This window comes from Vibrio sp. nBUS_14, from assembly GCF_051201655.1.
GTDB lineage: Bacteria > Pseudomonadota > Gammaproteobacteria > Enterobacterales > Vibrionaceae > Vibrio.
Map to the genome: position 1 here is coordinate 1,661,448 of NZ_CP179207.1, position 12,827 is coordinate 1,674,274.

Genomic DNA, 12,827 nt, shown 5'->3' on the forward strand with positions numbered 1-12,827 from the left:
TCGCTATTTTTGGTAGTGAGTTGCCGTACGTTGAGCCAACTCAACAATCACTTTTACCGCCTGCTCCATACCTTGAATAGTAATGAACTCATGAATACCGTGGAAGTTGTAGCCACCAGTAAAGATATTCGGACACGGTAACCCCATGAAAGATAAGCGAGCGCCGTCAGTTCCGCCTCGAATAGGTTTGATCATTGGCTCAACATCGCACTCAATCATCGCTTGCTTAGCCAACTCGATAATATGTTGATGTGGTTCAACCATCTCTTTCATGTTGAAGTAGCTGTCAGTCAACACCAACTCAACATGACCTTTATCTAAGCGTTTGTTCAGTTCATCGACTTTCTGTTGCATGAATACCTTACGCGCCTCTACGCCTTCACGCTCAAAGTCACGGATGATGTAACCCAATTCAGATCGCGCAACGCCCATTTCAGCTGATTTCAGGTGGTAAAAACCTTCATAGGCTTCTGTGCATTCAGGTGTTTCTTGCGCAGGCATCATCAACTGGAACTGTGCTGCAATGTTCATCGAGTTCACCATCTTACTTTTTGCGGTACCCGGGTGAACGTTTACGCCGTGGCAAATAACATCAGCACTTGTGGCATTAAAGTTCTCAAACTCCAACTCGCCGACTGGACCACCATCAATGGTGTACGCCCACTCAGCACCGAACTTATCAACATCAAACAGGTTCGCACCACGGCCAATTTCTTCGTCTGGCGTGAAACCAATACAAATGTCGCCGTGTTTGATGTCTGAATTCGCTTTGAGGTGGGCAATTGCACTGATGATTTCAGCGATGCCCGCTTTGTTGTCGGCCCCAAGCAGAGTCGTGCCATCGGTTATGATCAGGTCATGACCATGCAAGGCATCAAGATCTGGGTATTGGCTTGGGTTCAGGCATTCACCGCTTGCACCTAATTCTATCGTTCCACCTCGATAATCTTTAATCACCTGTGGTTTCACGTTTGCTCCTGAAGCATCATGTGCGGTATCCATATGCGCGACAAAACCAATAGCTGGCACCGGATAATCAACATTCGACGGCAGTTTCGCCATCAAATACCCATTTTCATTTAATGAAACATCAACTAGCTCTAATGCGATCAATTCTGATTTTAAGGCTTCAGCAAACGTGATTTGCCCCGGTGAACTTGGGCACTGCTGATTAGAAGGATCGGATTTAGTATCAAAAGTAACGTAATTCAGAAAACGTTCTACAAGCTTTTCCATAATTCATCTCACCATGGATTAAGTAATTGATTTACTGACCTAATTATTATGTCGATTAGCGATACATCGTTAAATTAAGACGAACACAGAGTCAGTAGCGAGGTTTTTCATCTTACGCCCCTGACCACCTATGTAATTGCTCTACATCATTATTGTGCGCAATTAGACGAGCTTCCTATACTTGAAATCAGAGGGTTTCGTCAGTTCAACATTGCATACGGATGATAAGAGATCGCTTTGTACGCATTCTACGCCCTCCATTCTCAGCCTATAAAAAGTACAAAGTGGATGATGATCACCCTTTATCCTTGGTGCAGAATCTGTCATACGTTACACGGAGACACAGTTATGACGATTAATAAATATTTCATTTTATCTCCTCAAGCCTCTGAGGAAACGCTTCAGCCAGCATTAACTGAGAAAGAAGTTCAAAGGCAGGAAGCTCTAAGACAGGCGCAATCTCAAGGTGGGTTTGACACCAACGCGACCTCGTAACTTAATCAATACTCAGAACGTATTTATAAACCCCCTAAAAAAGAGCTTTAATTCACTTCGATGTAGAGCTCTTTTTTTTCTGACCCTTTCCCCCTTCCCATACCGTTCCATTAAAGTACAAAACCATTAACACCTTGTTATCTATTACATCTTTTGTTTGTTGCTTACCAATAATCAAGCTAACTCATTCGTTGCATTGAGAAATAACTCATTAAACTTGCCCAATCCATACCTAGTCGTGTCATTTTGTGCTAATAATTCATATTCGTTTTCATTCCTCACTCGCCCTCTTTTCAAAAACTTTAATGCGAGTACCAGAGAACTTAACCACAGGAATCCCGAATTCAATGGAATATTCAAAACTAGGAAGTAGTCAAATTCCCGTTTCCCGCATCTGTCTTGGCAGCATGACTTGGGGACTGCAAAATACGCAACAACAAGCTGACCAACAGATCGAATACGCACTAAGCCAAGGTATTAACTTCATCGATACTGCAGAAATGTACGCAGTACCGCCGTCTCCAGACACCTACGGCAAAACAGAAGCGATCATTGGTAACTGGCTATCGCGCCACCCGCAACGCCGCCAAGAACTGATCATAGCGAGTAAAATTGCAGGCCCAGGCCTTCCTTGGGTTCGAGATGGAGGCTCGATAACGGGTGAAGCCGTGATCGCAGCAGTTAATGCATCATTAAAACGACTACAAACTGACTATATCGACCTATATCAACTGCATTGGCCAAATCGAACGACGCCTCACTTTGGCAAACAATTCCCAAATCAAATTCGCTTCAGTGATATCGACCGAAAGCAGCATGAAGCGGATATGTTGGAAATCCTTCAAGCGCTAGCGAGCTGCGTTAAAGCAGGAAAAATCCGTCATGTTGGTTTGTCTGATGACACTACTTGGGGTATCAACACCTATCTCAAGCTGAGCGAAAAACACGATTTGCCGCGTATTGTCTCTATTCAGAATGAATTCAGCCTACTGCACGGGAAAGACTGGCCATATTTAATTGAAAACTGCGTGCATGAAGATGTCGCTTACTTGCCTTGGTCGCCGTTAGCCGGGGGAATGCTCAGTGGAAAATACGTTGATGGAGCAAGACCGGAAGGCAGCCGCTGGACCTACATGCAGCGTAAAGGCATTTTCCGCGACACTGAATCTGCCAATGAAGCAGTAAAAGGGTATGTTGAAGTCGCAAACACTCATCGATTTACACCAAGCCAGCTTGCATTGGCATGGTGTAACCAAGTTGATGGTGTTACCTCTACCATTATTGGCGCAACCACCATGGAGCAGTTGAAAGAGAACGTGGCGGCTTTCAGTAAGCCACTCTCAGAAGAGATCCTTGCTGATATCAACACCGTGTTTAAGCGCTACCCTGTTCCATATTAAACGGTCAGTTCACATAGCCTTCTCGGTTCAGCGAGACTAAGGTAAGTAAATCTCACAAGAGCGCGCTATTTAGTGCGCTTTTCTTTTTTAAGTGGGTCGCTTTTGCTTTTTATCTGGATCACATTAAGCTATCACGCTTTTGGTTCTCCAACCTTTGCTCTATAATGCGCGGGCTTATATCTAGGATAAAAACATGATTTCAAAAAACCAATTAAAACTCCTTCGAGCTTTGGGCCAAAAGAAACAACGTAAAGCCCACGGCCTGTTTCTAGTTCAAGGTGAAAAAAACGTACTTGAGCTGTTCAATAGTGACTTAGTCGTAAAGAACGTCTTTGCTACGGCTGATTTCTTATCTGAAAATCACGCGTCACTGTTTGAGTTTGATTGTGTTGAAGCTTCACTGGATGACCTGACCAAAGCGAGTACTTTGGTGAGTAACAATGCGGCAATTGCTGTTGTTGAGATCCCAACATTTGAACTACCAAAAGCTACTGGGTTAATGATTGCACTAGATGGTGTATCTGATCCGGGCAACCTAGGTACGATTATTCGCGTGGCAGACTGGTATGGCATTAAGCATATCGTTGCGAGCAGCGATTGTGCTGACCCATACAACCCTAAAACGATCAGTGCGACCATGGGCAGCTTTGGCCGAGTACACGTAAGCCAAACAGACTTACCTGAATACTTAGAGCAAGCGAACCTGCCTGTTTACGGCGCGTTCTTAGAGGGCGAAAGTGTTCATAAGACGGAGTTTACAGCCAACGGCATTTTGCTAATGGGCAGCGAGTCTCACGGCATTCGTGAACACGCCGCTAAATACGTGACTGATAAGATTACGATTCCAGCATTCGGTGGTGCAGAGTCTCTGAATGTAGCAATGGCGACAGGTATTATTCTCGACAACATGTGTCGTCAGCATAGCTAAATCTCATAAGCTAACGAACCAGTCGACAGTGTTCAGATATTAAAAAGGCGTATTGATTAAATCAGTACGCCTTTTTATTTGAGTTCTTTTCAACAATTACTTTTCTAGCATTGCCAACTTATCAGCGACACCATTCCACTTTTCAGCTTCATCCATCGGTGCTTTGACTTCAGTTTGCACTGGCCAGATCTCGGCAAGCTCGGCATTCACTTCAATAAAGATTTTTTGATCTTCTGGCAGTTCATCTTCTTGGAAGATCGCTTGAGCGTCGCATTCAGGAACACACAAACCACAATCAATGCATTCGATTGGGTTAATTACCATGAAATTAGGGCCTTCATGGAACGCATCTGCGGGGCATACCGCCACACAGTCTGTGTATTTACATTGAATACAGTTATCGCCTACGACAAATGCCATGATGCTCTGCTCTATAAGTTAGTCAAAATTGAAGAATGGAGGATAATACTCATCCCAAGGCAAAATTCAACATCATACGACTCTAATATCGTGTCTATTTGCTCCATGTTTCCAAATTAGTATGACAGATAAATCAATTTCTCGTAAAATGCGCGCCATTGTGAGCTTACTGCTTATTTGAAACCTCGGCTTTTACACTCAGCTTTACAGGTTTAATAACCGGTCTAGCTAAGACACCTATAAAGACGAGACATCGAAATGATACGTTTAACCGAAATTAAACTCCCTCTAGACCACGAAGAATCAGCCATTCAAGACGCTATTGAAGCGAAACTTGGTATTAACTCTGATCAGGTACTTTCTTTTAATATCTTTAAACGTGGCTACGATGCTCGTAAGAAATCAAAAATCTTACTTATCTACACGCTTGATGTTCTCGTTGAAAACGAAGCTGAGTTGTTAGAGCAATTCATTAGCGACCCGCACGTAAAAGTGACTCCTGACATGGAGTACAAATTCGTGGCTAAAGCGATTGAGAACCAAACTGAGCGCCCTGTCGTTATCGGTTTTGGCCCTTGTGGTTTGTTCGCTGGCCTAGTGCTTGCTCAAATGGGCTTCAATCCAATCATCGTTGAGCGTGGCAAAGAAGTTCGTGAACGTACGAAAGATACCTTTGGTTTCTGGCGTAAGCGTACTCTGAACACTGAATCAAACGTACAGTTTGGTGAAGGTGGCGCAGGTACATTCTCTGACGGTAAGCTATACAGCCAAGTTAAAGATCCACAGCACTACGGCCGTAAGGTAATCGAAGAATTCGTAGCTGCTGGCGCACCAGAAGAAATTCTATACGTAAGTAAGCCACACATCGGTACCTTTAAACTGGTTACCATGATCGAGAAGATGCGTGCTTCTATCATTGAGCTAGGTGGCGAAATCCGTTTCAGCACTCGTGTAGACGACGTTCATATGGAAAACGATCAAATCACTGGCTTAACGCTTTCTAACGGTGAAGAGATCAAATCTCGTCACGTAGTACTGGCTGTTGGCCACAGTGCTCGTGATACGTTTGAAATGCTGTACGGACGTGGCGTTTACATGGAAGCTAAGCCTTTTTCTGTTGGTTTCCGTATCGAACATAAGCAAGCGATGATCGATGAAGCTCGCTTCGGTAAAAACGCAGGTAATCCTATCTTAGGTGCAGCGGACTACAAACTCGTTCACCACTGTAAGAATGGCCGTACTGTATACAGCTTCTGTATGTGCCCGGGTGGCACTGTGGTTGCCGCGACTTCTGAAGAAGGCCGCGTGGTAACTAACGGCATGAGCCAATACTCTCGTGCAGAACGTAACGCAAACAGTGCCATCGTTGTGGGTATAGACCCTGAACGCGATTACCCAGGTGACGCACTAGCAGGTATCCGCTTACAACGTGAATTAGAAAGTGCCGCTTATGTTCTAGGTGGCGAGAACTACGACGCCCCTGCACAGAAAATCGGTGACTTCTTGAAAGGTCGAGATCCAAGTGAAATCGGTGAAGTAAAACCATCGTTCACGCCAGGTATCCACCTAACTGATATTTCAAAAGCACTGCCTGATTTTGCTATCGAAGCGATTCGTGAAGCAATCCCAGCGTACGAGAAGAAGATCAAAGGTTTCTCTACGCCAGACGGTCTACTAACAGGTGTTGAGACTCGTACGTCTTCTCCTGTCTGCATCAAACGTGGCAAAGACTACCAAAGCATCAACCTAAGGGGCTTCTACCCTGCTGGTGAAGGCGCAGGTTACGCAGGTGGTATCCTGTCTGCTGGTATCGACGGTATTAAGGTTGCAGAAGCACTTGCACTGTCTATGGTAGAACAGAAGCAAGCTGAGAAGATAGAGCTTATTAAATAACTCTCCCGATGAAAGTGTAACTATAAGGCTTATGCCTAAATACGTTATTGTAAGTATCAAGATACATTGTTTGCTTACAGAGCTTATTTGGAGTGTCAAACCGTACACATCATGGTAAATGGTATGTGCGGTTTTATGTCTCTTTACTGGTCCCCCTTACTCAAGGGAACTGCACCGCAAATTACGTTTTTACACGAGTGTTTGTCAGAAAAAGCAGTTCTCTCCCATGTTAATTGCTTGAATTATCAATGTGAAAGCCACGTCTCCCAAAAGTACAGTTGTTATTTCGTTGTCATATCTATACGAAAGTGATCTTGTTTTTTACAAATCCTGCCCATTATTAATAAGTTCGATAAGTTTAAACTACATTCTTGATTTTTCGAGGTATTCCCATACACATCTAGCAGCATAAGAATAAAAACCACCACTTATTTTAGCCAAACAAATTTGCCTAGGATATTCAGGCGATATTGGAACAACACAAACATCAGGGTGACTTTCAGGGACAGCAAGCTCTGCTACAATGGAAATGCCTAACCCTGCCTTCTTTTAGTGCTGATAAGGCTTCATCATCATTAAACTCTAGAATGTCCACTCTGAAATCGATAAACACCCGATAGATGGCACGAGTGTACCTAAGCAGGATATGCTTGGATTCTGACGCACCAAATGAAGTAATTCTCACTAATAGTTGCAGCCATTATGCTTTCGATAAGTAGCTATGAAGCGATTTAAGATGAGGTAACGAATAGCTGCATTCTGAATACCTTAGCCATAATCTAGACTTAATCCCTAATACCGTTATAAAGCATCACTGAAGGCACAAAAGCAAAAAAAATTAAGCTGTCAATAACAATACCGACCTCTCACGGTCGGTATTTATACGTTGTCAGTGCTGGGTAGACACTACAGGTGGTTCGATACCTCTACCAAAGACTCTATCTCTGTAACCTGAGACCATATATCCATGAGAATCATTTGCTCAAATGGACGCCAACGAATTTCAGGTAATGCTAGTACATGACTAAGCTGTTCATTAATCTCTTTCCAATATTGATCTCCAAGATAGACATTCTCGGGCACCGATTGGGTTAGATAATAATGATGCGATTGTCCCTGATATAATGTCCAATTTGGAATACTATTCCCCCCATAAGAGTATGGTAATGCTTGAGTCCAGGGCTGACGAGAATAATACATGTACGATTTATCTAAAAAAGCACTAAACAAGACACCATGAGGTTGAGAAGGCCAAATGGCTTGCTTCCACGCCAAAGGTAAGAAGTTAAGTGATTGATGCTGACGTAGTTCGTATTGAAATCGAAATATAAAATCACCCAGTTTAGTCCAAGCAGTTTGGATATCTTCTTTAAACATCCCGTTTCTAATTAATTGAAACAAGTATGGCTTCGCTTGTTGTGCTGATAAGTGACTTGGGATCTTCTCGAAAATCTCAAACAACTCGGGCATGTCTTTTTTAATCACTTCCAATGAAGGGTTACCTTTATAAGGCAAAGCTGAAAGACTTACATCTTCTCTACTTTGCCACTGTTCCCAAAGATTTATATAAGGCTCATCAAGCTCAACGTTTGTCCATCCGCGCCTAACACGCTCATTGATGTAGCTGCTCAGATCGATGTTGTCCAAGGGCTCAGACAGCTTTTGTAAAAGTGGATCGGAGTCTTCATCAAAAAAGACTTCTCTGCCTTGATAAACCTGGCAAGAGTACACTCCGCAGATAAGCTCACCAGCTCCAATCAGAAAGCGTCCTGTGCGTTGCTCCTCTTCGGTGGCTCGCCTTTGTAAGATGGACAAAGAAAAGTTATCAATCGCAATTCGGCGCGCACGTTGATACAAATACAGTCGATAGCTTCGAATACTTCCGCTGTTTAAAGTGTCACGCACGAGAGTATCAATACTATTGTGCTGAATCTCGAATAGCTTTTCGCGCCATTCAACAATATGGCTCACTGCATTCTCTACAATATTTTGTTTATAAGCGAGGACCTCGCTACGGACTTTATCGATATGCGGGTATTTTCCGATACCATAGAGTTGTCCGACATTTCCCATCAACATTCGATAGCTACATGCCCTCAAATTGTTAATAGCTACGCTAGATGCAGCACCCAAATTATTAAGCTCCTCCTGAACCTCCAGCTTTTGGTTGATACAAGCTTGCTCTCCAAATTTCTGAATCACGTGCTGTGGACGGTTATACAGATCCAACATTGTGTTGGCATATTCGATATCGATTGCGGAAAACATTTTATTGATGACCTCCTGCAACTCTAATACTTTTGCACTATACGTCGCGTCGTAGTGAAGTAATTGAATAGAGGCAAGCCTCTTAGTCAATTCAATAATATGCTGTTTTAATTGTTCATGTTGATGCTCAATGGCTTCTCCAGACGCGGTGTTTAACCTTTGAAGCACGCTCTCTTGTCCATAGCTATAGTGCCCATTTTTCAGCCATTGATTAAGACGCTTTTCTGGGTTGTCTAATGTAGAAAGGTAATCATAGTATCCAATAGCAAAACCGACAAAAGGGATAGGTTCAGAGGTAACACTCAGTCGGTGTAGGTCGCTTGCAGAGTCATCCCACATTGTTCTCGTTAAATCTTCAACCCAAGGAGCGAAAAAAACAATATCTAACACGCTTGAAAAAGCCCTACCTCCATTTTTAGCTAGCTGCCAAAGAGCTTGACGCTCAGAAACACGCTCCAATTGGGTAATTCTTTTTGCACTGTTGGGCTGACTATTTTTACTATCTATGACCGCAGTAACTCCAGCCCAATGTTCAGCAAGCATGCCTTCGTCGCTTATAGGAAGCATTAGACTTGGAATTTTATCCAATGCTGCAATTTCTTTAACATCAGTCAGTTCACTCTCAAATTCATAGTCCAACCGAGCCAGCCACTCGTGCTCTTCTTCAAGTGTTTCAGAACCAAGATTACAAGTTTCCAATGCATTGGTATTCAAGCTTACGCAAAGACCAATGAACAATATTAAATTTTTGATCTTCATTATAGGCTCCAACACTTCTTTGACTTAGGTAATATAGAGTTTGCCACCAGAGTTACATTTTCTCTCTCTGCGAGCTTAGACCAGCGCAAACGGTTCGCGTATATCACACTCGGATTGGGTTGATCTGATCTCACAATCCGATTGACTAGGGCGTGTTGATCTTTGCTGTACATTCCGTGTTCAACAATACATCGGTAGCCACATTAACATGAATGCCAGTGATAACATGCTGGCATAATTCCTTTCTAGCTTGTCATATCTACTTGAAATAGCTCGATAATGCTTAATTCTCCCAAAGGCATTTTCGACCAAGTGACGATACTTGTATAGACACCAATCCATACTGTCTTTGTCTATATCTTGTCCGTAATTGCGTTTAGCAATTACTGTTTCTCCGCCACGTTCCTTAACAAAAGTACGGAAAGGTTCGCTGTCATATCCTTTATCACAAACGATGGTATTAACTTCATCGAGTTGCTCAACTAAGCTTTCGGCATGCACTATATCGTGGCGTTGTCCCTCTGATAAATCAAAGCAAATCGGCAGGCCACCACTATCTACAGCTAAGTGAATTTTGGTTGAGTTGCCCCCGCGACTTTTTCCTATTTGCTCTGAACTTTCAGTAGCTGCACCTGTACTATGCTGATGCGCTCTAACTATAGAGCCATCAAGAAATACCCATTCAAAGTCAGCCATGCTAGATAAGCTTTTGAAAAGATTATCTAAAATCCCTTTCTTTGACCAAAGATTAAATCGTCTGTAAACGGTACTCCACTCTCCGAACTCAGAGGGTAGATCTCGCCAAGGAATACCTGTTCTCATTCGATAAAGTATTCCTTCAAATGTCATTCGATGTTCAGTTTTATCGTAAATACGACCTGTACTTTTCATAACTTGGAGTAGCAGTTCCCAGCGAATATCAGTTAGCATGGTATTGGCATGGTATTGGTTATGGTTTTACTTTTGGCGAAGCAAATTATAACTCTTTACCATGCTGTTCAAAAAACACTCACGAAAGATCAACACGCCCTAATCTCATCTGCTTTTATTTGAATGACAGAGGATGGGGTATTGCCTTTTTTAATACTATCCGCGGCCTTTTGAATCGTTGCTGCTGTTAGGCGCTTTTCAACCTCTGTTAACGATGAAAAATTATCACCTTCGAGAAGAATAACTTTGCGATCCGCCTTGATGGCTAATTCAAGATCGGTACGCAATACCTTATCGAGTTTTGGGAAGCCATTTTTTCGTTCAATTAAGCTTGTGCTTATTAGTAAAAGAGATTGAGGGCTACTATGGAGTGCCTCACTTACTTTTGTCGTACTAAGTGCTGTCGAGCTCAATACTCCGGAGGTAGTTTGTTTTACGCTTTTTAACGTTATATCAGTCGGAGTTGATGAGTAATCAATCATAGAGCCCGGCCAATACATGTCACGAGCTTGATTTCCAAACTCTTTAGATAAATGGTATTCGGATACTGGCACTTCAGATTTCAAACGTTGAATATTAGTTTTAACGCGAGCGTAATCAGACTTAGATACCGATTTATTCTTTAATGCTTCTTCCCAAACATTCATCACGCTTTCTCTTATTTCGATAGACGATTGGCGTGAAGTGGTGAGTGTTTTTAACTTTGTACTCCCTTTTTGGTAGGAGAGTCCTGTCGCCTCTATCTCACGTTTCATTAAGCTAAATTCAACCACCTCTCCCTCTGTAAACTCTTCTCCATTATGAGTTGTACCAGCGACAGGAGCACGATGACGAATTCGTTGCGAACCCGTTGGTAAGCCGCCAGTTAAATAGTCACGAGCATGTATAAGCTCATGCCCGAGTGCTATAGAAGGTTCAATAATGGTTGAGTCACCTGGGATTAAAACTGCATTATCGATGTCAAAATAGATCACTGCAGGAACACCAAGCCCATTCGATTGATAATTCACAAATTCAGGGGAGGCGATTAGAGGTTCTGTGACAAACTGCTTTCCACCCCTAGGGGGCCTTATTACAACGTGAATCTTTTCTATAGTACCATCAACTAGACCTTCGGTATGGAACGCTAAAGCACGCTCTTTATTTGGCAGCGCAATCGGGGCATAGTGAGAGGCTTGATTGATAATGGCTCTCCCAGTGCGAGTCTGCTTTAAGTTTTCAAATAGAGTAGCAATTCCGAGAACGAACTCCTCCGAATGCGCTTGTACATAGATTGATCCGCACCAGAAGTTTTGGACACTGAGTTAAGTGAGTACAATTACTAACGAGGTGGACAATGACAACTAAGAAAATACGAATCAAACATGCTCCTGAATTTAAAGCCGAAGCGCTTAAGTTAGCAGAGAAAGTCGGTGTCGCTGCTGCCGCACGACAACTATCGTTACATGAATCTCAAATCTATGGATGGCGTAAAGCCGTCAAAAAAGACGCGAAAATTAGCGATAGAGAAAGAGAGCTCGCCACTGAAAATGCCAAGCTCAAACGATTATTAGCAGAGCAAGCTGAAGAGCTAGATATCGTAAAAAAGGCCGCCACCTACTTCGCGAAAAATCTAAAGTAGATTGCTATGAGTTTATGCTCGAACACCTGATGCAATATAGGATTGTCCGTATGGCTAAGGTGTTCGGGGTTTCTCGAAGTGGGTTTTATTATTGGATTGATAATCGTCATAAAGTCACTCAACGAAACGAACACCGCAAGCAGCTTGATAGCAAAGTTCGAGAAGTCTTTGATGATAAAAAGGAACGCGACGGTGCAAGGCGCATTCAAAAAGAACTTGAGGCAAATGGTAATAAGCACGATGTAAAAACAATTGCCGCGAGCATGAAACGCCAGAGCTTAGTCGCGAAGGCCGCCCGTAAGTTCAAATGTACGACAGACAGTAAGCATAGGCTTCCTGTTGCCCCGAACTTGCTTGAGCAAGACTTTAATGCGACAGCACCGAACCAAAAATGGGCTGGAGACATCACCTATCTAGCGACAAGCGAAGGCTGGATGTATTTAGCCGTTATTATCGACCTGTTCTCACGGCAAGTTGTTGGTTGGTCAATGAGCACCAGAATGACCGCAACTCTGGTCTGTGATGCACTATCAATGGCATTGTTCCGCAGAGGCATGCCAGAAGACGTGATTATCCATAGTGATAGAGGTAGCCAATATTGCTCAAAAGACTACCGAGATTTAATCGCAGCTCATAATCTAAAACAAAGCATGAGTAGGAAGGGGAATTGTTGGGATAACGCCTGTGTTGAAAGCTTTTTTCACTCAATGAAAGTAGAAGCTGTCCAATACGAGCCGATAATGACCCGAGAAGAGATGCGCCAAGCGCTTTTTGAATACATTGAAGTTGATTACAATCGAACAAGAAGGCACAGTGCTCTTGGGTATCTAAGCCCAGTTAACTTTGAAAAACAACATGTCGCTTAATGCGGTGTCCA

General features: G+C 43.0%; 9 protein-coding genes and 1 pseudogene. 5 read left to right on the forward strand and 5 right to left on the reverse strand.

Annotation, left to right across the window (positions count from 1 at the left end):
* Positions 1-3: 3 nt before the first annotated feature.
* A complete protein-coding gene (pepT, locus tag ACMAZD_RS25365; RefSeq protein WP_435249949.1) occupies positions 4-1,236 on the reverse strand; it encodes a peptidase T in 1,233 nt (410 codons plus the stop codon).
* A 348-nt stretch (positions 1,237-1,584) separates the two neighbouring features.
* Between pepT and ACMAZD_RS25370 the strand changes: the two genes are divergently transcribed.
* From ACMAZD_RS25370 to ACMAZD_RS25380, 3 genes are all read left to right on the forward strand, one after another.
* Positions 1,585-1,731: a hypothetical protein gene (locus tag ACMAZD_RS25370; protein ID WP_004731758.1), complete on the forward strand. Its 147-nt coding sequence runs from the start codon at positions 1,585-1,587 to the stop codon at positions 1,729-1,731.
* 347 nt (positions 1,732-2,078) lie between these two features.
* Positions 2,079-3,131: an aldo/keto reductase gene (locus tag ACMAZD_RS25375; RefSeq protein WP_435249950.1), complete on the forward strand. Its 1,053-nt coding sequence runs from the start codon at positions 2,079-2,081 to the stop codon at positions 3,129-3,131.
* 193 nt (positions 3,132-3,324) lie between these two features.
* The gene (locus tag ACMAZD_RS25380) at positions 3,325-4,059 is read left to right on the forward strand and encodes an RNA methyltransferase (RefSeq protein ID WP_435249951.1); all 735 of its coding nucleotides are present in this window, start codon (positions 3,325-3,327) and stop codon (positions 4,057-4,059) included.
* 96 nt (positions 4,060-4,155) lie between these two features.
* Here the strand turns inward: ACMAZD_RS25380 and fdxA are convergent, their stop codons facing one another.
* On the reverse strand, positions 4,156-4,479 hold the full coding sequence (fdxA, locus tag ACMAZD_RS25385; RefSeq protein ID WP_050650887.1) for a ferredoxin FdxA: 324 nt from the start codon (positions 4,477-4,479) through the stop codon (positions 4,156-4,158).
* 258 nt (positions 4,480-4,737) lie between these two features.
* Between fdxA and ACMAZD_RS25390 the strand changes: the two genes are divergently transcribed.
* Entirely contained in the window at positions 4,738-6,372 is a 1,635-nt protein-coding gene (locus tag ACMAZD_RS25390) for an NAD(P)/FAD-dependent oxidoreductase (RefSeq protein WP_435249952.1), read from the forward strand.
* Positions 6,373-7,278: 906 nt separating this feature from the next.
* Here ACMAZD_RS25390 and ACMAZD_RS25395 read toward each other — a convergent pair.
* From ACMAZD_RS25395 to ACMAZD_RS25405, 3 genes and pseudogenes are all read right to left on the reverse strand, one after another.
* Entirely contained in the window at positions 7,279-9,399 is a 2,121-nt protein-coding gene (locus tag ACMAZD_RS25395; RefSeq protein ID WP_435249953.1) for a hypothetical protein, read from the reverse strand.
* Positions 9,400-9,579: 180 nt separating this feature from the next.
* A complete protein-coding gene (locus ACMAZD_RS25400; protein ID WP_435249462.1) occupies positions 9,580-10,329 on the reverse strand; it encodes an IS5 family transposase in 750 nt (249 codons plus the stop codon).
* A 101-nt stretch (positions 10,330-10,430) separates the two neighbouring features.
* Positions 10,431-11,603 (reverse strand): annotated as a pseudogene (locus ACMAZD_RS25405) (hypothetical protein); the annotation flags it as partial.
* A gap of 62 nt (positions 11,604-11,665) precedes the next feature.
* Here ACMAZD_RS25405 and ACMAZD_RS25410 point away from each other — a divergent pair.
* A protein-coding gene (locus ACMAZD_RS25410) for an IS3 family transposase (RefSeq protein WP_435249954.1) occupies positions 11,666-12,816 on the forward strand; the annotation gives its coding sequence in 2 pieces (ribosomal slippage) (positions 11,666-11,909 and positions 11,909-12,816; 1,152 coding nt in all).
* The last annotated feature ends 11 nt before the right edge of the window (positions 12,817-12,827 follow it).

Excerpts from the sequence above, each read along its gene's own strand:
- ACMAZD_RS25390 (WP_435249952.1), top strand. The coding sequence starts at position 4,738 with ATGATACGTTTAACCGAAATTAAACTCCCTCTAGACCACGAAGAATCA.
- ACMAZD_RS25375 (WP_435249950.1), top strand. The coding sequence starts at position 2,079 with ATGGAATATTCAAAACTAGGAAGTAGTCAAATTCCCGTTTCCCGCATC.
- ACMAZD_RS25380 (WP_435249951.1), top strand. The coding sequence starts at position 3,325 with ATGATTTCAAAAAACCAATTAAAACTCCTTCGAGCTTTGGGCCAAAAG.
- fdxA (WP_050650887.1), bottom strand. The coding sequence starts at position 4,479 with ATGGCATTTGTCGTAGGCGATAACTGTATTCAATGTAAATACACAGAC.
- ACMAZD_RS25395 (WP_435249953.1), bottom strand. The coding sequence starts at position 9,399 with ATGAAGATCAAAAATTTAATATTGTTCATTGGTCTTTGCGTAAGCTTG.
- ACMAZD_RS25370 (WP_004731758.1), top strand. The coding sequence starts at position 1,585 with ATGACGATTAATAAATATTTCATTTTATCTCCTCAAGCCTCTGAGGAA.
- ACMAZD_RS25400 (WP_435249462.1), bottom strand. The coding sequence starts at position 10,329 with ATGCTAACTGATATTCGCTGGGAACTGCTACTCCAAGTTATGAAAAGT.
- pepT (WP_435249949.1), bottom strand. The coding sequence starts at position 1,236 with ATGGAAAAGCTTGTAGAACGTTTTCTGAATTACGTTACTTTTGATACT.